The organism is Kitasatospora sp. NPDC101176 (assembly GCF_044768035.1).
In the GTDB taxonomy this organism is placed as follows: domain Bacteria; phylum Actinomycetota; class Actinomycetes; order Streptomycetales; family Streptomycetaceae; genus Kitasatospora.
In genome coordinates this window covers 15,085-30,350 of the sequence record NZ_JBIWPA010000015.1, presented here as the reverse complement: position 1 = coordinate 30,350, position 15,266 = coordinate 15,085, and the positions used below count along the sequence as shown (strand labels likewise).

13 protein-coding genes are annotated in these 15,266 nt (G+C 76.9%); all 13 read right to left on the bottom strand.

The window, feature by feature from the left end:
• Nucleotides 1-14 precede the first annotated feature (14 nt).
• Nucleotides 15-443: a GPW/gp25 family protein gene (locus ACIRS1_RS21270; RefSeq protein ID WP_387898878.1), complete on the bottom strand. Its 429-nt coding sequence runs from the start codon at nt 441-443 to the stop codon at nt 15-17.
• A gap of 148 nt (nt 444-591) precedes the next feature.
• The gene (locus ACIRS1_RS21265; protein WP_402842064.1) at nt 592-3,420 is read right to left on the bottom strand and encodes a hypothetical protein; all 2,829 of its coding nucleotides are present in this window, start codon (nt 3,418-3,420) and stop codon (nt 592-594) included.
• Complete coding sequence (locus tag ACIRS1_RS21260; protein ID WP_402842061.1) at nt 3,410-4,984, bottom strand: hypothetical protein; 1,575 nt, start codon at nt 4,982-4,984, stop codon at nt 3,410-3,412. The genes ACIRS1_RS21265 and ACIRS1_RS21260 overlap by 11 nt, the downstream gene beginning before the upstream one ends.
• A complete protein-coding gene (locus ACIRS1_RS21255) occupies nt 4,981-5,646 on the bottom strand; it encodes a phage baseplate assembly protein V (RefSeq protein WP_360216125.1) in 666 nt (221 codons plus the stop codon). The genes ACIRS1_RS21260 and ACIRS1_RS21255 overlap by 4 nt, the downstream gene beginning before the upstream one ends.
• Nucleotides 5,646-6,731 (bottom strand): phage late control D family protein, encoded by a 1,086-nt coding sequence (locus tag ACIRS1_RS21250; protein ID WP_402842059.1) that lies wholly within the window; start codon nt 6,729-6,731, stop codon nt 5,646-5,648. Before ACIRS1_RS21250 ends, ACIRS1_RS21255 begins: the two co-directional genes overlap by 1 nt.
• Nucleotides 6,724-6,906 (bottom strand): hypothetical protein, encoded by a 183-nt coding sequence (locus ACIRS1_RS21245; RefSeq protein WP_402842056.1) that lies wholly within the window; start codon nt 6,904-6,906, stop codon nt 6,724-6,726. The genes ACIRS1_RS21250 and ACIRS1_RS21245 overlap by 8 nt, the downstream gene beginning before the upstream one ends.
• A gap of 221 nt (nt 6,907-7,127) precedes the next feature.
• Nucleotides 7,128-8,495: a hypothetical protein gene (locus tag ACIRS1_RS21240; RefSeq protein ID WP_402842053.1), complete on the bottom strand. Its 1,368-nt coding sequence runs from the start codon at nt 8,493-8,495 to the stop codon at nt 7,128-7,130.
• Nucleotides 8,495-9,064 (bottom strand): phage tail protein, encoded by a 570-nt coding sequence (locus tag ACIRS1_RS21235; protein ID WP_402842050.1) that lies wholly within the window; start codon nt 9,062-9,064, stop codon nt 8,495-8,497. The genes ACIRS1_RS21240 and ACIRS1_RS21235 overlap by 1 nt, the downstream gene beginning before the upstream one ends.
• Nucleotides 9,065-9,067: 3 nt before the next feature.
• Complete coding sequence (locus ACIRS1_RS21230; protein ID WP_402842047.1) at nt 9,068-11,116, bottom strand: phage tail sheath C-terminal domain-containing protein; 2,049 nt, start codon at nt 11,114-11,116, stop codon at nt 9,068-9,070.
• Nucleotides 11,113-11,568, bottom strand: coding sequence for a phage tail protein (locus tag ACIRS1_RS21225; RefSeq protein WP_360216143.1), 456 nt, complete (start codon nt 11,566-11,568; stop codon nt 11,113-11,115). Before ACIRS1_RS21225 ends, ACIRS1_RS21230 begins: the two co-directional genes overlap by 4 nt.
• A 42-nt stretch (nt 11,569-11,610) precedes the next feature.
• The gene (locus tag ACIRS1_RS21220) at nt 11,611-13,569 is read right to left on the bottom strand and encodes a phage tail sheath family protein (RefSeq protein WP_402842045.1); all 1,959 of its coding nucleotides are present in this window, start codon (nt 13,567-13,569) and stop codon (nt 11,611-11,613) included.
• A 66-nt stretch (nt 13,570-13,635) separates the two neighbouring features.
• Nucleotides 13,636-14,526: a hypothetical protein gene (locus ACIRS1_RS21215; RefSeq protein ID WP_402842042.1), complete on the bottom strand. Its 891-nt coding sequence runs from the start codon at nt 14,524-14,526 to the stop codon at nt 13,636-13,638.
• On the bottom strand, nt 14,523-15,122 hold the full coding sequence (locus ACIRS1_RS21210; RefSeq protein ID WP_402842040.1) for a DUF4255 domain-containing protein: 600 nt from the start codon (nt 15,120-15,122) through the stop codon (nt 14,523-14,525). Before ACIRS1_RS21210 ends, ACIRS1_RS21215 begins: the two co-directional genes overlap by 4 nt.
• Nucleotides 15,123-15,266 lie beyond the last annotated feature (144 nt).

The following is a 15,266-nucleotide window of genomic DNA, read 5'->3' as shown; positions in this document are numbered from 1 at the left end:
TCACCCCCTGTTCGTCATCGCAGGTAGAACGGGTACACGAGGTTGTCGGGCCGCAGGTCCGGGAGGCGGGCGTAGCCGATGTCGATCCAGACCATGGTCGGCTCCTCCCCCGGGGTGACGGACACCCCGGTCACCCGGATCCGCGGCTCCCAGCGGGTCAGCGCCCGCTCGATCTCCTCCCGGAGCGCGGCCCGGGTGGCGGCGGTGTTCGGCGCCATCAGGTACCGGCGCAGTCCGCAGCCGAAGTCGGGCCGCATGACGCGCTCGCCGGGCTCGGTGTCCAGGATCGTCTCGATCGACTGCCGGACCAGCTCGGCCCCGCTCACCCTCGCCAGCCCCCCGCCCGGCCCGCCGGCACCCGCCTGCGGTCGGAAGGGCAGCCGGATCCCGGTGCCGAGCCACTCCTCGGCGGGTGCTCCTGCCGGAGCGTCAGCTGCTGCCATGCCGTCGATGATGCTCGGCGGGGCGTCACCGGCGCGTTATGGCCGGGGCGGCGGGAGGGCGGGAGGCCCCCGGCGGCGCGGCGGTCCCGACGGCGCGGCAGCCCGGACGGCCCGGACGGCGCGGACGGCCCGGGCTGCGGGGCGGCGGTCACCAGCCCGGCGGGAGGGTGCCGCGCATCTCCTTGATGGCGTCGTCGTACTTGTCCTTCCGACCGGCGGGCAGGAAGCCGCGGATGTCGTTCACGTCCTTGGTGACGGCCTGGCGGAACTTCCCGGCGAGGAGCAGGTCGGTCTGCTGCTTGCGCCAGTCGGCGGCGTCGGCGCCCGAGCCCCAGCTCCTGGTCCTGCGGTGGTCGGCGGTGTCCATCTCGATGGCGGGGGCGGTGTACCGGGTGATGCCGTTCAGCTTGTTCCTGGCCGCGGTGGCCTTGCCGCCGGAGGACTGCGCGTCCTTGATGGCCTTCCAGGCGGGCATGTGGTTGCGTTCGGTGCCCTTGACGGCGCGCCGCCGCCCGCCCTTCTTGGCCGGTGCCTTGCCCAACTCGTTGTAGGGGCCGCCCCGGTAGACGTGGTTGGTGGCCCTCAGCCGGGGCTTCCGCTTGGTCTCGGGGCTCATCCGGGCGTCGATCAGCCACTCGCCGCCCTCGCGCTCGGCGGCCAGCCGGGTGAAGCCGTGGGTCTTCCTGATCCCGGCCAGCGCCTCCTGGAGTTCCTCCTCCTCGAAGGGGTCGGCGAGCGACTCCTGGGCCAGGGCGCCGATCGCCTGCAGGCCGCCCTGCCAGCGCTTCTCCTTGGCCTGGTCGGGGACTTCGCCGGCGTCCGCGCCCCGGCCCCCGGCCCGCCCGGGTTTCGCGGCCGCCGGTGCGGCCCGGCCCGGCCCGGGCTTCCCGGCCCCTGCCCTCCCTGGTCCGGGCTTTCCGGCCCCCGTCTTCCCCGCTGCGGGCTTCCCGGCGGCGGCCGGGGCCCGGGCCGGGGCACTCCCGGCGGCCGGCGCCGAGCGCGGGCCCTCGCCCCAGGACCCGGCCTTCCGCTCCTCCCTGCCGGTCTTCTTCGGGACCTGGTCGTTCAGCAGGTCGGTCATGAACTTGTCGGCGCTGAAGGCGACTTCGCCGAAGGTGACCTCGGGCACCCGGCCGGAGCCGAGGACGTGCTCGACGTCGGCGCCGATCCCGAACTCGCCGGGGAGCGGGTACTCCAACTGGAACAGCGGCCAGGTCCAGCGGTGGCTCGGCGCCGGGGACCACCAGGGGCTGACCAGGGCGACGAAGAGGTCGCCGCCGAGGCCGAGGAAGGGCTGGGCGGCCACCTCCAGGTGGCCGCCGATGAAGAACTCTCCCTGCTTGCCCGCCTTCGGGTCGGCGACCTCGCGGTAGCCGATCCGCGGGGTCGCCTCCACGTAGCCGCGGATCCCGGCGAGCGCGTTCAGCGCGACCCCGGCCTTGATGTCGTGGCCGACGAGTTCGAGGCCCGCGCCGCCCTCGGCGACGAGCCGGACGCCGGCGAACGCGGAGACGTTGAGGGTGCCGGTGACGCCGAAGTCCCGCAGCACCTCGGGCTTGGTCGACCAGGTGCCGGTGAGCTCCATCCGGTCCAGGGTGGCCGGGCCCAGCTTGGCGAGCAGCTCCAGGCCGATGTCGGCGAACACGAAGACGTTGCCGACCAACGGGATGCCGTAGAGGGCGCGGACCTCCAGCTTGGGCAGCGCCTTGACGTAGTCCTTCTGCTCGAACAGCGGCCTGGTCATCCGGGGCGTGATCCTGCCGACCAGGGTGACGTCCCCGTGGTGGTCGACCACCACCAGCGCCTCGCCGCTCAACCACTCGGCAAGTCGCACCCGGACGGTCCCCCAGCCGGCGACCACCCGCGGACCGGGTTGCGGTCCGGCCGGGGCCGGGGCACCGCCGTCGGCCTCGACCGGTGCGGCGGCGGCCACGGGCGGCGCGACCGCCTTCGCACCCGCCGCGGTGACCTGTTCGCCCGTCAGCCGGTCGGCGGTCCGCTCGTCGGTGGCGACCAGGGTCACCTCCCCGTCGAATTTGTCGTTGGTGTAGTGGACGGTGCCGCGGACGTCGACGGCGCCGCCGGCGAAGGCCGCCGTCACCGTGCCCTGGAAGCCCCGCAGGGCCACCTCGACCCTGGCCTCGCCGGAGAGCCGGCCGTCCGGCTCCCGCTTGACCGGCAGCACGATCGCGCCGAGGCCGGGCACCGTCCCGGTGGCGGTCGCGTCGAAGGTGACCAGCTCGTCGGCGAGGCCGATCGAGCCGGTGGCGTCGAGGAAGCCGCCGAGCCGGAAGTGCAGCCCGTTCGCCCGGACCAGCAGCCGGGGCCCGTCCAACCGGTTCTCCACCGCCGGCAGGGTCAGCCCGCCCACCCCGGCGAGGCCCAGCTGCTCGGCGTGCGCGACGACCTGACCGAGGAGGTCGGCCGGGCCGGTGAGCAGTCTGCCCTTCACCAGCGCGGAGGCGTGGCCCTCCAGCACGCCGCCCTGGACGCGGACGGCGAGCACCGGCTCGATGCCGTACCGGGTGAGCGGCAGCAGGAAGGGGTGGGCGAGCGGCAGGGTCCGGTGGTCCCGGCCGGGGCCGGTGGTGAGGCCCTCGTCGGTCCTGCGCAGGTGCAGGGTCCCGGCGGCGAGGGTGCCCAGCCGGGCCCGCACGGGGCCGCCCTCGGCGCCCTTCCGGTCCAGGTACTCGGTCACCGCGGGGGTGGGCGCCAGGGCGCCGCCCTGGAGTTCCAGCACGTCCTCGGGCACCTCGGCGGCGGTCACGGAGGCTGCGGTGGGCGGGGCGGGCGCGGTGGCCGGGCTCCGCTGGACGACGCCGGAGAGCCGGTCGGCCAGGCCGCCGGCCGCCGGGGCCGCGGCGGGCGCGGGCGGCGCCGCCCTGGGCGCGGGTGCGGGCGCCCTGACGTCGCGGGCCCCGGTCGCGGCCGCCATCAGCAGGCTGCCCGGGCAGTGGGGTCCGGGTTCAACGGTCACCTCCGCAGAGCGGGTCGGGCGGGGAGCTCTCGACGGGCGGCGGGGCCGCGACGACGGCGGTGGTCGGGTCGAGCGCGGCCACCAGGTCGGCGGCCGCGGCCTGGGCGGCGGGGTCGGCCCCGGCCGCGGTCGGCCGGAACTCCGCGGTGGCGGCAGCGGCCGCCGTCGCTCCGGGCCGGCCGAGGAGCCGGTCCAGGCCGTCCGGGCCGGGGTTGTCCGCCCCCGGCCCGGTGAGCAGCGTCTCCAGGTCGTGGCCGGGGGCGTTGAAGTAGGCCTGGAGGGCGCCCAGGGCGACGGCGTCCGGGGGCAGGCAGAAGCGCAGGGCGAGCAGCCACCAGAGCTGGAAGGCGAGCACCACGATCGGCAGGAAGAGGCTGAACAGGAAGAACGCCACGATCGTGAACAGTTCGAGGGCGAAGGTACAGATCCGGAAGTCGGTGCCGCCGGCCTGGCCGCTGCCGGGCTTCGGGATCTCGCCGGTCACCGGCAGCTGGGAGCCCGGCGGGCTGGTGACCGCGACCCCGCCGGGGCCGGCCGGGCGGCCGGCGCGGGCCGCGAGGGCCCTGAGGTCCGGCATGGTGATCGACACCCTGCGGTTCTTGGTGCCCTCGGGGTCGTAGAACGCGGCCAGGCTGAACGGTTCGGTGGCCGCGCTCCAGGATTCCTGCGGCGGGCAGTGCTCGTGGCCGGGCTCCGGCGGCCGGCGGGCGACGCAGTGGATCTCGTAGACGTGCTGGTCGTCCAGCTTGGGCCGGCCCTCGTCGTCGTGCTCGCCGGAGAGGGTCGGGACGAGGCCGAACCAGAGCGAGCGGGTGGCCGCCCGGTCGCACGCCCCGCCCGGGCGCGGCAGCCGCCACATCGTCAGTTCCTGCTCCGGTTCCGGTCGGCCGTCGGGGCCGGCGGTGCCGGTGGGCGCCCAGTGCGGCCCCTTCGGGCCGGTGGTCCAGCTCTGCACGACGGGCGGGGCGAGCCCGGCGAGCAGGTCCGCGTGCTCGGCCTCGAACCGGGCGCGGTAGGCGTCGTCGGCCCAGAGCAGGTTCGGCAGGTCCCGGTCGGCAAGGTGCCCGGGCCGCAGCCCCCGGGCGGCCAGCAGGTCGGTGGTCAGCCGTTTCGCCAGCCTGCGCACCGCCGCCCGCCCGGCGTCGGGCACGGTGCGCTCCTGGCGCCGCAGCACCATCCGCAGCTGCACCCCGTCGGCCGCGGCCCCCGGCCGGGGCAGGCCGGGCCGGTCGCAGAACAGCTCGACGACCACCGCGTAGAAGCGCTGGTGGGCGGGCTGGTACAGCTTGCGCAGCGGGGTCACGGCCATGGTGTGGGTGGCGAAGCGCAGCCGGCCGCGCCCGGTCTGCCCGGCGGGCACCGCCACCGGGTAGGCGTACACGTCCTCCACCGGGTCGAAGGCGAGCGAGGCGCGCGGGTCCGCGACCAGCCGGCGGACGAAGTCGGGGGCGTCGTACTTCTGGAGCGCGGGCGCGTCGGCCCGCGGGTCGAAGCGGTCGAAGCCGCCGCGCTCGCAGACGTACCAGGGCGCCCGCAGCCGGAACCCGTGCGGCGTGGCCGTCACCAGATGTTCCCGGCGCCCGGCGTGTAGGCCGGCGACATCACCATCTGCTCGGCGACCAGGGTGCCGACCTGGACGGTGCCGCTGAAGGCGGCCAGCGGCGCGTCCACGTTCACCACGGGCGCGGTGACGTCGACGGACGTGGTGGCCCTGATCTCCACCGAGGCGGCCGTCAGCCGGATCTCGCAGCCCCCGGCGTGCCGGACGGTGACGGTCTGGGCCGCGTCGTCGAGGCTGACCTGGTGCCCGGAGGCCATGGTGATCCGCACCTTCGCCGCGCCGGCCGTGTCGTCGAACTCCAGCCGGCTGTCCGCGCGCGAACGCAGCAGCCGCACGTTGTTCGCCGCCTCCGGCTCGTGCGGCAGGCTCTCCCGGCCGTTCCAGGCGGCGCCGAGCACGTACGGCCGGCGCAGGTTGCCGGCCTCGAAGACGACGACCACCTGGCTGCCGACCTCCGGCAGGACGAGCAGGCCCTGCTCGTGGTCGGCGTACGGCGAGCAGAGCGTGGCCCAGGCGCGGACGTCCCGGTCGCCGTCCAGGCCGAGCCAGGGGAAGCGCACCTCGACCCGCCCGAGCCGCTGTTCGTCGACGATGTCGGTGACCAGGGCGGGGTAGGCGCCGTGGTAGCCGGGCGCGGCGCCGTCGGCCGGGCTTGGCAGGGCCATCAGTTCACCTCGTTCAGGGTGGCCCGCTCCGCCTCGAAGCGGGTGCGGAAGCCGTGCTCCAGGTCGAAGCCGTGGCACAGCCGGGTGACGTGGTAGCCGCCGCCGTCGAAGGCGGCGCCGACGTCCTGCAGGGTGAGCCGGCTGCCCACGACGAGGTCGGGCGTGCCGTTGGTCAGGCCGTCGGCGAGGACGAACCGCCGGCCGCGGCGCAGCATCTCGGCGCGCGCCCAGGCCGCCGCCTCGGCGGCGTCGAGGGCGACCTCGCGCACGCGCAGCGAGGTGCTGGGGCCGAGCGCCCGGCCCAGCAGGCGGGCGCCGGTGCGGCCACTGGTGGTCTCCGCCTCGACCGCCTCCGGCCCGGCCCGCTCCTCGACGGGTTCGCGGCGTGCGGCGTCGTAGCCGGTGACCACCACCTCGCTGCGCTGGTGCGCGAGGTCGGCGGTCAGCCGGGCGGACAGCAGGTCGCGGCCGAGGACGAGGGTGACGGCGGTGCCGGGCCTGGTCTCCCGGGTGCGCAGGTGCAGGGTGGTGCCGGTGCACCAGAGTTCGGCCCGGAGCAGCCGGGCGCGTTCCCGCAGCAGGGCGAGGTCGCTCTGGTTGAGCTGCTGGACGACGTCGTAGCGCGGGCCGGGCACGTCGACGTCGGCGCTCAGGCCGTGCTCGCGGGCGAGGGCCTCGGCGATCTCGCCGTCGGTCACCCGCGGGTAGCTGCGCGAACGGCGGGTCATCCGCAGGCGCATCAGGGCGTCCTCGGCGTGCGCGACCACCACCGGCGGGTCGCCGTCGCCGAGGACCAGCTCCAGGGCGGAGACGGTGCCCTCGAAGACGGTCCGCTGCCCGGCGTCGGGGCCGAGGGCGACCTTGAGGGCGCTGCCGAGGTCGATCGTGCGGCCGTCCAGGTGCAGCAGGCGCTCCTGGGGGCCCTTGGCGCCGATGCCGCTGGCCAGGAAGCTGGCCTGGAGGGTGCGCAGGCCCTCGACGCCCTCGCGGACCTCCAGGCGGACGCAGTCCCGGCCGAGGTCGCGGACGAGTTCGCCGCCGACGGTGAAGACCGGCGCGACGGCGGTGACGGCCGGCTCAGTCATCGAAGCCCTCCGCGGCGACCCGCGCGGCGAGCCAGTGCGCCCGTTCCAGCGCGGCGCGCAGGTGTCCGGCCCGCTCCGCCTCCCGGAGCGGGCCGCCCCGGTCGGCGGCCGGGGCGGGCGCCGCGGCGCCGACGGGGACGACGTCCGTGTGGACTTCGCCGATGTGCACGCTCATCGCAGGCCTCCTCGGGACTGCTCCACCGGTTCCCGCCGGGTGCGGCCGGCCCGCCGGGGGCTCGTCTGGGCCCGCCGGGTGCGGCCGGCCCGCCGGGGGCTCGTCGGGGCCCGCCGGGGGCTCGTCGGGGCCCGCCGGGGGCTCGTCGGGGCCCGCCGGGGGCTCGTCGGACGCGGCCTCGGGTCGGTCTGCGGGTGACGCCGGGAGCGCGAAGACCGACCCTAGGGCCGCCACCTCAGGGTGCTGGGCGGTGCGTCACGACGGCGTTGCTCGCAGTCCGCCGCGGTGCGGGCGGGCGTGTCCGCGGGCAGCCGCTCCCACGGGGGTGTCGGGCCGTCGGGCGGTGGGGTCTCCCGGGCCCGGGCGCGGCCGGCCAGGCTGCGGGCACCGCCGATGGCGCCCTCGGCGAGGGTGCCCGGGTCGGCGCGGCCGCGCAGTGGCACGCCGCGGCCGTAGGTCAGGGCGCGCGGGTCGGCCGCCGGGGTGCCCGCGGCGGGGTCCGCCGGCTCCGCGCCCGGCGGCGGAGCGGCCGCGCCGGGCTCGGCGGGGACGGCGAAGGCGGCGCGGGCCTGGTCGGTGGCCCGGGCCGCCCGGGCGGCGACGACCGTCGCCACGGAGGCGGCGATCCCGCCGCCGGCGGAGAGCGCGAAGCCCGCCGCCGTGGCGTCGTCGGGACCGCCCGCCCCCGCCCCGGCCGTCCCCCCGCCCCCCGGAGCGAGCGGGGTGCCCGGGGCGGGCGGGGTGCCCTCCGGGCCGAGGCCCAGGGCCCCGGCGAGCCCGGCGACCGAGGTGGCCGCGGCCGCGCCCGCGAAACCGCCCGTCAGCCCGGCGCCGCCGCCCGCCTCGACCTCGACGCCGAGCCGGACGCCGAACCCGGCGGTGAGCGCGAGCGGGCTGTCCAGCCCGCTCATCGCCCCGCGCCAGGCCGCCGGGTCGAGTCCCAGGCGGGCCAGCAACTGCTGGGCGCTCTCCCCGGCCAGGGCCTGGACCACCTGCTGCGGCCGGTTCGTCCCTGCGGTGCCGGGGGTGGCGCCGGGCCGGGGCGTGCCCGGGTCGGTCGCGGCCCGGGCGTCGCGCCGACCGGCGCCCTTCTCGTTGGCCTCGTAGGCGAAGTCCTGCTCGGCGACGGTGACGGCGACCTTGGCCCGCAGCGGGGTGCCGTCCGGGGCGAAGAGGTCCAGCTCCTCGCTGACCTGGGTGACGATCCCGTCGAAGCGGAACGTCCCCCAGACGAAGCGGACCACGGGCGGCGGATCGCCCTTCCGGTCGGGCGGCGGCTCGACGAACTGGCGGACCACGGCCGTCCACTCGCGGACGTCCACGTACCCGTCGGGGCCGCCCTGTTCGGCGGTGTCGAAGGCCAGGTCGAAGGCGAGGGTGGCGCCCTCCTGCGCGGGGTTCTGGCGCTTCTGGGTGCGGGTGCTGGTCCCGCCCCGGTCGACGTTGTTGTTCCGGCTGAGCCGCAGCGAGACGGGGTTGAACTGGACTCCGACGGCCGGTCCGTCGCCGCTGACCAGCGGTGGCGCGTCCTTCGCCGAGGCCCGGTTCACCCGCAGGCGTTGCAGGGTCGCGTGTGCCAGTTCGGCCATCAGGAGCCCTCCAGTCGCAGGCCCTCGTGGGCGATGTGCAGTTCCTCCAGGGCGATCTCACCGGTCCGCGCGTTGAGCGACGGCCCGGTGAGCTTGACGGGCAGCCCGCGGGTGAAGCGCCAGTGGGCGACGGTCCGCGCCCCGGTCGGGTCGAGGACCTCGATGTCGCCGTCGTAGCGGGCGGCGCGTCGTTCGCCGGTGGCGATGCCGTGCAGCCAGTCCCACAGCGCGGTGTCGGCCCGGCCGCCGGGGGTCGGGGCGAGCATGCCGCGCTTGAGCACGACCGGGGAGAGCTTGACCCGGCCGATGCCGCGGACCGTCCCGTCGTTGCGGCCGCCCTCGGGGTGGTCGGCCAGCTCCAGTTCCAGCTCCAGTCCGGTGCACTCCTGGAAGCCGCCGTCGCCGAGCCGCTCGGCCGGGCCCTCGGCGGGGCCCGCTGCCCCGGCGCCGGGGCGGGGCGCACCGGCGGCCTGCCCGGTCAGCGCCGGCGGCGGCGTCGCCGTCGGCCCCGGGGTGCCGCTCAGCCGCAGCGAGACCCGGAAGTTGAAGCCCTGGACCAGCGCGGCCATCGGTCACCCCGCCACTCGTACGTCGCCGTCGGCGTCCTGGGCGATCCGCAGGACGAGGTACTCCAGCGGCCGTGCGGGCGCCACCCCGATCTCGGCCACCAGCCGGCCCAGCCCCTGCGACCAGGCGGGGTTGAGCTCCTCGTCGCAGCGGACGAAGAAGGCCTGGGCCTCGGTGGCCCCGCCGAAGGCCCCGGCCCGGAACAGGTCGCGCAGCAGTCGTGTCACGGTGCCGGTCAGCTCGGTGCGCAGCTGCGGCGAGTCGGGTTCGAAGGCGAGGCCGCGGGCCTGGCGTTCGAGGGTGAGCCGGAGCATCGTCATCAGGCGACGGACGCTCAGCTGGGCGTAGTCCGGATCGCGGGAGAGCGTCCGGGCGGAGGCCAGCCGGAAGCCGTCCGGTTCGGCGGCGAAGACGTCGACGCCGAGCAGGTGGAGTTCGTCGCGCTCGGCGGGGACGGGCAGGTCGGCGGCGGTGACGGCGCCGGCGGCGAGGGCGTTGGCCGGGCCCCAGGGGATGCCGAGCCGGTGTTCGCGGTCGGCGGTGATCCCGGCAGCGAAGGCGGAGGGCGGCACCAGGACGGCCCGCTGCTGCGGGTCCGCCGGGTCGACGACGCCGAGCCACGGATGGTGGGCGGCCGCGAAGGAGCTGTCGAAGCCGGAGCGCCAGCGGGCGGTCAGCTGCAGCGGGAGTCCGGGCGGCACGTCCAGCAGGGCCACGAAACGGCGCTGGCGCTCCGCCAGGTCGACGAGCCGGCGCTGGCGGCGCAGGATCTCCGCGAGGGCCTCCGGGTCGCGGCCGTCGAGCAGCACCGCCCGTTCCGGCGGCGCCGGGTAGACCAGCGGGACGGGCGGGGGCGGGCAGCGCCCGTCGGCGCCGGGGCGGGGCGGCTCCGGGGGGTCGGTGGTGGCGGGGGGCACGCGGTAGTCCCAGTAGAGGTCGGGCACGGAGAGCAGGGCGACCTCCGGTTCCAGGGCCAGCCGGTCCATGCCGACGAACGCGGGCGCGTCCTCGTCGACGCCCTGGTCGCCGCCGACGGGCAGCAGCTCGGGCGGGGTGTCGCCGAAGAGGCTGTCCGCCGTGACGCAGGCCCAGCGGTCCGCGCCGGGGCCGGCCGGGGCGGCGTCGACGGCGGGCAGGGAGGCGTCCGGGGGCGCCAGCCGCTCGGGCCAGGGGCCGTCGGGGGCGATCAGCCGGGACTCCTCGGCGAGGACCCGCCGGACGAAGCGCGGGTGCGCCGCGGCCAGTCCGAGGCCGGTGAGGCGTTCCGCACGGGCGAGGCCCGGGTCGGCGTCGGTGACGGTGACGGTGGCGGTGACGACGTCCACCGTCAGGCCCGCGTCGGGCGGCACGGCGCCGGGCGGCCGGTCCAGCAGGGCCGACCGGCCGCGCGGCGGCGTGTCCTCGACGGTGCGGACGTGGAGCAGCTCGCCGGCCGGGGGCAGTCCGGGCCCCCGGACCCGCAGCAGCGTGCCGGTCGGCAGGGCGAGCGCGTCGGGCAGCGGGAGCCGGGTGCCGTCGGCCCGGGCGGTGAACTGCCCGGCGGCGTCGAACTCCCAGCGCACGGCGAGGCGTCCGCCCCAGCTGCCCTCGTCGGCGGCCCGCAGGCCGAGCTCGACGGCGCCGGCGCCGGCGCCGGGCTCAGGGCCGGCCAGCCGGACGGTGTAGCGGGCGACGGCGGCCAGCGCGGCCGGGTCGGGGGCTCGGGGCAGCGGGGAGACCCGCAGGACGTGGGCGCGGCTGCCGCCCTGGGCGAAGAACGCCCGGACGGCGTGGGGCAGCAGGCCGGGGCCCTCGAAGCCGCCGAAGACCCGGCGGTAGTCGGTCCAGCGTTCGACGGCGACCGGCCGGTCCACCGGGCCGCGCGGCGCCACGCCGACGAAGCCGGCCACGTCCAGCCGGACCGGCCGCGGGGCCGGCGCCGGGCGCCGGGTGTCCCGGTAGACGCCCGGGGCGCCGAGCCGCAGCCCGGGGGCGGCGGCCCGGGCGGCCGCCGGGCCGTTCGACGTGTCGGTCGCCGGGCCGTTCGACGGGCCGCCGGGCACGGGGCCGTTCACAGCGAGGCGAAGTCGATGCGCTCGGCGACGAGGTGCAGTTCCTCCATCGCGACCTCGCCGCCGCCCTTGCCGGCCAGGGTGGGCCCGATCCACTTCTTGGGCTGGGCGGCGTGCAGGGTCCAGGCACAGACCGGGGTGCGGGCCTCGTCGTAGAGCGTCACGACGACGGTGCGCGGGTCGAAGTTGCCCTCCCGGGTGTCCTTGATCCAGTTGAACAGCCGGAGGTCGCCGATGATGCCCCGCTTGAGGGTGACGTCGTCGGTGATGTTGGTGTTGGCGATCTTGCGGACGTGGTTCTCCTTGTCGTTGCCGTTGCGGTACTCGGAGAACTTGACCTCGTTGGCCGCGCCGGTGAAGTCGGAGAAGCCGCCGGCGATCTGGTCCTCGCCGCCGGCGTCGCCGAGGCGGACGAGGAAGTTGAAGGCGCCGTACGGGTTGTTGCGGACGGCCATGTGCTGCCTCCCGGTCGGGGGTCGGTGCGGGCGCGGCGCCGGTCAGGCGGCCGGCGCGTCGGCGGTGAACTGGCCGATCCGGAAGATCACGAACTCGGCCGGGTAAGTGGGGGCGACCCCGATCAGGCAGATCATGCGGCCGTTGTCGATGTCGTTCTGGGTCATCGTGGTGCGGTCGCAGCGGACGAAGAACGCCTCCTCCGGCTTGCTGCCCATCAGCGCGCCGCTCTTCCAGGTGACGAGCAGGAAGTCCTCGACGGACTGCCGCACGGACGCCCAGAGCCGCTCGTTGTTCGGCTCGAACACGGCCCACTGCGTGGACTTGTCGATGGAGTGCTCGAGGTAGATGAAGAGCCGGCGGACGTTGACGTACTTCCACTCCGGGTCCGAGCTCATCGTCCGCGCGCCCCACACCCGGTGGGACCGGCCCTCGAAGAAGCGCAGCGCGTTGATGCCCTCCGGGTTCAGCACGGCCTGCCGGTCGTAGGTGACGTTGGTGACGAACTCGCCCATGCCGTGGACCACTTCGTTGGCCGGGGCCTTGAACACCCCGCGCTCGGTGTCGCTGCGGGCGTAGATCCCGGCGACGAACCCGGAGGGCGGCACGTCCAGCATCGGGACGGGTGCGCCCGGGTCGGGGCGCCGGGTGGGGTCGGTGATCCGCAGCCACGGGTAGTAGAGGGCCGCGTAGCTGCTGTCGAACTGGGCCCGGAAGCGGCGCACTCCGGAGATCGCGCTGTCCTTCGGCGGGTCGACGATCGCCATCCGGTAGCGCAGCTGCTCGCAGTGGGCGATCAGGCCGTCCACCGCCTCCTGCTGCTGCGGTTCGGGCTGGTCGACGGTGTCGGGCACGGCGACGACGGCGATGTCGTCGACCTCGCCGAGCGCGGCCAGGCCGGTGGCGGGCCGGTTGAGGTCGTCCGGGTCGGCGGGCTCGCCCAGCAGGTCCGCGACGCCCGGGTCCAGGCCGTCACCGCCGCCGAGGAGGAAGCCGGGGTGCGCGGCGTCGAGCGACAGCAGGGCGGTCAGCCGGTCCCCGGCGGTGGGCGGCGCCGCCGCCAGCGGGACCGGCGGGCCCACCAGCGGCGGCGGGGCCGCCGGGGTCACCGGGGTCACGGGGGCGGCTGCGGCGGCCGCCGTCAGGTCGGCCAGCCAGACCAGGGAGAACTCGTCGGCCGGCTCCTTCGCACCGAGCACCCTGGTCACCGCGCGCGGGTGCCGTTCGTCCAGTTCGAGCTCGTTGTAGACGTCCAGCCGGTCCGCGCCGGAGCGGACGGTGACGGCCAGGGTGATGTGGAAGGCCGCCGTGCCCGCGGCCGGCGGGTCGACGTCGGTGCCGTTCGCGGCCAGGTAGCCGAGGCTGCCGTCGGCGGCCCGGGCCACGATCCGGACGTCGGCGGCCCGCGGCTTCGTCCGGTCGTCGGGCGCCGGGGGCCTGCCCCCGGCCAGCGGCAGCACCTCGACGGCCGCGCCCGGCTGGACCCCGGTCAGCCGGAGGGCGGCCGCGCCGTTCGCGGTGGCGGGGATCAGCACGTTCTTGCTCCGCCGGAACGCCACCGCGACGCTGATGCCGGCTCCGGCCAGCCCGGGCCAGCGGGCCCACCAGCGCAGCACCGCGGTGCCCGTCGACGGCACCGTCAGCGAGGCGAAGTTGGCCGGGCCGTCGACCACCGGGGTGGCGTCGGTCGTCCGGACGAAGGAGAACACCCGGGAGACGTACAGCCGGCGCCCGCCGTTGGCGAAGAAGGCGCGGGCCGCCAGGGCCAGCCGGCAGGGGGTGCCGTCGCCCAGGGTCAGCCCGCCGAAGGCGCGCTCGTACTCGGTGAAGCTGGTGACGAGCGTCGGGCCGGGCACCAGGACCCGCCCGTTGGCCAGGTACGGCACCGGTCCGTAGGCGGTGCGCCCGGCCATGCCGAAGGTGCTGGTCGGCACCCCCTCGATCGACCGGGAGCGGAAGCTGGTCTCCTCGACGTAGACGCCTGGGGTCAGGTACTCGGGCATGCACGGGCCTCCTCGGTCGCGGGTCGGGTGCTGCGGCGCGGGCGCCGCGGGCCGGCTGTCACGGGATCAGCCGTGCGGCAGGTCGGTCTCGGGGAGGACCCGGCCGACGGCCAGGCTCCGGACGGCGTCCTGGGTGGCGGTCCGGTAGCCCGGGGGCGCGGCGACGCCGCGCAGCACCGGGTTGTCGAGGTCCCCGGGCGCGGGCGGGGCGTGGCTGCGGGCGACCTCCTCGACCACCAGGTCGGCCAGCGGGTCCCGCGGGTCGACCGGCGGCGGGTGCGCCGGGTCCGGGACGGCGGTGCGCAGCGCGACGTCGAGGGCGGAGGGCGGCGGGTGCGGCAGCCCGCCGATGCCGTCCACCAGCAGCAGGACCTGGCCGAACTGGTCGCCGTGCGCCCAGCCGATCCGCACCCCGCCGGCGCCGAAGGCCTCCACCCGCGGCCAGCGCACCGGCCGGCCGCCGACGGTGACGCGCAACCGCAGGCCGGTCTGGCCGCCGGTCACCGGGTACGCCGCCCCGGGGAGCAGCCAGGGGCGCAGCAGCCGGGAGGCGGCCGGCACGTAGCCGGCGGTGGGCGGGCGGTCGTCGGCGCCGGTGAGCTCGTCGAGCGCCCAGAGCGGCACGCGGAGGCGGCGCGGGACGAGGCGGCGGGCCGGGTCGTCCAGCCGGAGCAGGACGCTGCGGCCGCGGATGCCGCCGGGGCCGTGGCGGAGCACCCAGCCGGAGGCTCCGTGGTTCTCCAGGGGCCGCACCGCGCCGCCCGGGTGCGGGGCCTCGTACCCGACGCGGAGGCCGGCGGCGGGGGCGGTGGTGCGTGCGTCGAGCGGGCGGACGGCCAGCGCGAGCCGGTGCCGCACCGCCACCGGGCCGGCGTCGACCTCGATCGTGGCGGCGGCCGCGGCGGTGACCGCGCCCGCGGCGGCCGCCCCGTCGCGCCGGCGGGCGCCGGCCGTCACCGCGGGCTCCCGGAGAGGCGGGCGGCCACCGTGGTGACCTCCTCGGCACGGGGCTGGCGTGCGCCGTCGATCCGCACCACCCGGGCCAGGTAGGGCAGGCAGAGCCGGTAGTCGGTGCTCATTGCCTGGAACGCCTCGCTGAGCGAGTCCATCGCGAGCTCGTCCGAGACGACCTGGACCATGTCCCCGGGCTCCCAGTCGCCGCTCGGGTCGAGCAGCGGCCCGGTGAGGATGCTCTCGCCCTCCAGGGTCCGCGCCACCAGGCCGAGCCACTCCAACTCGGCCTCGACGAACTGGTCCCAGGCGGCGAGCATCATGTGCATCCGCAGCGGCAGCCGCGGCACACCGTCCTGCGCGGAGACGGCGCCCCAGCCGGCCCGGGTCTCCCGGTCGATGCTGAGCCGGTAGCAGTACACGGAGACGGCCGGGTGGCGGATCACCGCACCGGCGGTGTCCACCTGCTCGAAGTCCAGCGGCCCGGCGAGGACGGCGAGCGGCCGCCGCCCGGCGCCGTCGGGGATCTCCTCCTCGAAACGCCGGTTCAGCAGCGCGACCACGCTGCGTCCGACGGCGGCGAGTGCCCGGTATCCAGCCATGGTCCGATGCTCGGCCCCGGACGTCACCGCAGCGTTGCCGCCGGCCGGCGATGGCCGGGCGACGGTGCGGTGACACCGCCCGGCCCAGACTCGACGGGCCGCCCGCTCCCCCACCCGGGAGCTCCCCCAGCACCGCGGAGACGC

What these genes read in the sequence shown, in the direction of transcription:
- ACIRS1_RS21245 (WP_402842056.1), bottom strand. Translation starts at nt 6,906, where the DNA reads ATGAGCGTGCACATCGGCGAAGTCCACACGGACGTCGTCCCCGTCGGC.
- ACIRS1_RS21235 (WP_402842050.1), bottom strand. Translation starts at nt 9,064, where the DNA reads ATGGCCGCGCTGGTCCAGGGCTTCAACTTCCGGGTCTCGCTGCGGCTG.
- ACIRS1_RS21270 (WP_387898878.1), bottom strand. Translation starts at nt 443, where the DNA reads ATGGCAGCAGCTGACGCTCCGGCAGGAGCACCCGCCGAGGAGTGGCTC.
- ACIRS1_RS21255 (WP_360216125.1), bottom strand. Translation starts at nt 5,646, where the DNA reads ATGGCCCTGCCAAGCCCGGCCGACGGCGCCGCGCCCGGCTACCACGGC.
- ACIRS1_RS21225 (WP_360216143.1), bottom strand. Translation starts at nt 11,568, where the DNA reads ATGGCCGTCCGCAACAACCCGTACGGCGCCTTCAACTTCCTCGTCCGC.
- ACIRS1_RS21220 (WP_402842045.1), bottom strand. Translation starts at nt 13,569, where the DNA reads ATGCCCGAGTACCTGACCCCAGGCGTCTACGTCGAGGAGACCAGCTTC.
- ACIRS1_RS21250 (WP_402842059.1), bottom strand. Translation starts at nt 6,731, where the DNA reads ATGACTGAGCCGGCCGTCACCGCCGTCGCGCCGGTCTTCACCGTCGGC.
- ACIRS1_RS21240 (WP_402842053.1), bottom strand. Translation starts at nt 8,495, where the DNA reads ATGGCCGAACTGGCACACGCGACCCTGCAACGCCTGCGGGTGAACCGG.
- ACIRS1_RS21210 (WP_402842040.1), bottom strand. Translation starts at nt 15,122, where the DNA reads ATGGCTGGATACCGGGCACTCGCCGCCGTCGGACGCAGCGTGGTCGCG.